The sequence below is a fragment of the Mesorhizobium sp. LMG17149 genome, assembly GCF_024518695.1.
GTDB lineage: Bacteria > Pseudomonadota > Alphaproteobacteria > Rhizobiales > Rhizobiaceae > Mesorhizobium.
In genome coordinates, this window is record NZ_JANIFL010000031.1 from 1 (window position 1) to 1125 (window position 1125).

At 61.0% G+C, this 1125-nt stretch carries 1 protein-coding gene; it reads left to right on the forward strand.

The genetic code is table 11. The features are described from left to right. The first annotated feature begins 140 nt into the window (after positions 1–140). Complete coding sequence (locus NP945_RS31805) at positions 141–1079, forward strand: IS110 family transposase (protein WP_127270070.1); 939 nt, start codon at positions 141–143, stop codon at positions 1077–1079. Positions 1080–1125: the final 46 nt, after the last annotated feature.

Here is a 1125-nt window from a genome sequence, read left to right on the forward strand (position 1 = left end):
GATGGCCATCCGGCCCGAGGCTTGGCGAAGTCGCCCGCTGCCCCTCCGGCTACAACCGTCAATGAGCTTGGGATCTTCGCCTTTGTCACGCACGACCGAATAGTCGCTTGGCTCCAATCGCACGAACAAGGCAGGTTACCGTGAACAACATTATTTGTGGAGTTGATGTTTCGAAAGATTGGCTGGACGCCCATATCCGGCCGGGCGCTGCGTTTGCTCGCTTCGCCAACGACGCAGCGGGACTAGGCGAGTTGCTGGTGTTTTGCCGCGGCCATCGTGTCGAGCTCGCGGTTATGGAGGCCACGGGCGGTTATGAGCGGTTGGCCTTTCTGTGGCTTTGGGAGAACGGCCTGCCTTGCGGCATCGTCAATCCTCGCAGCGTGCGTCGCTTCGCCGAAGCAATGGGCACCTTCGAGAAAACCGATCGCATCGACGCGGCCGTGATCGCCCATTACGCGTCGGTCAAGCAGATCGTGCCGGCGGCGCCGCCCAGTCCCGCGCAGCAGCGACTGAAAGTCTTGGTTTCCAGGCTTTCCCAAGTCACCGGCGACATCACCGTCAACAAGCAGCGCAAGAGCGCCACCACAGACGCCGAGACGCTGGCCAGTCTCTCCACGGTGCTGACCTGCCTCAAGCGCGAGGAGAAGCGGCTGGCTGGCGAGGTGGCCTCGCTGATTGACGATGATCCGTTGTGGGCCAGGCTCGACATGACATTCCGCGTCTTCAAGGGCTTGGCTGACCGCACCGTTGCCCGTCTGTTGGCGGAGGTCCCCGAGATCGGCATCGTCTCCAACAAGGCCATCGCCAAGCTGGTGGGGCTCTCGCCTTTCGCCAATGATAGCGGCAAACGCGAGGGACCTCGTAATATTCGGGGCGGTCGCACCGGGCCGCGTGGCATTCTCTTTATCGTTGCCCGGCACGTCGCCAGGTACGATCCTCATCTGCAAGCTTTCGCCGAACGGTTGCAAAAGGCTGGCAAAACCAAAATGGTCATCCGCATGGCGCTGGCGCGAAAACTCCTCGTCATTCTCAATGCAAAAGCACGCGATGCGCGCATGGAGTTCGCCAATGCAACTTGACACCACAGATAGTCGCTCATTGCCCTGCCGGGCATTTCTCCCCGTA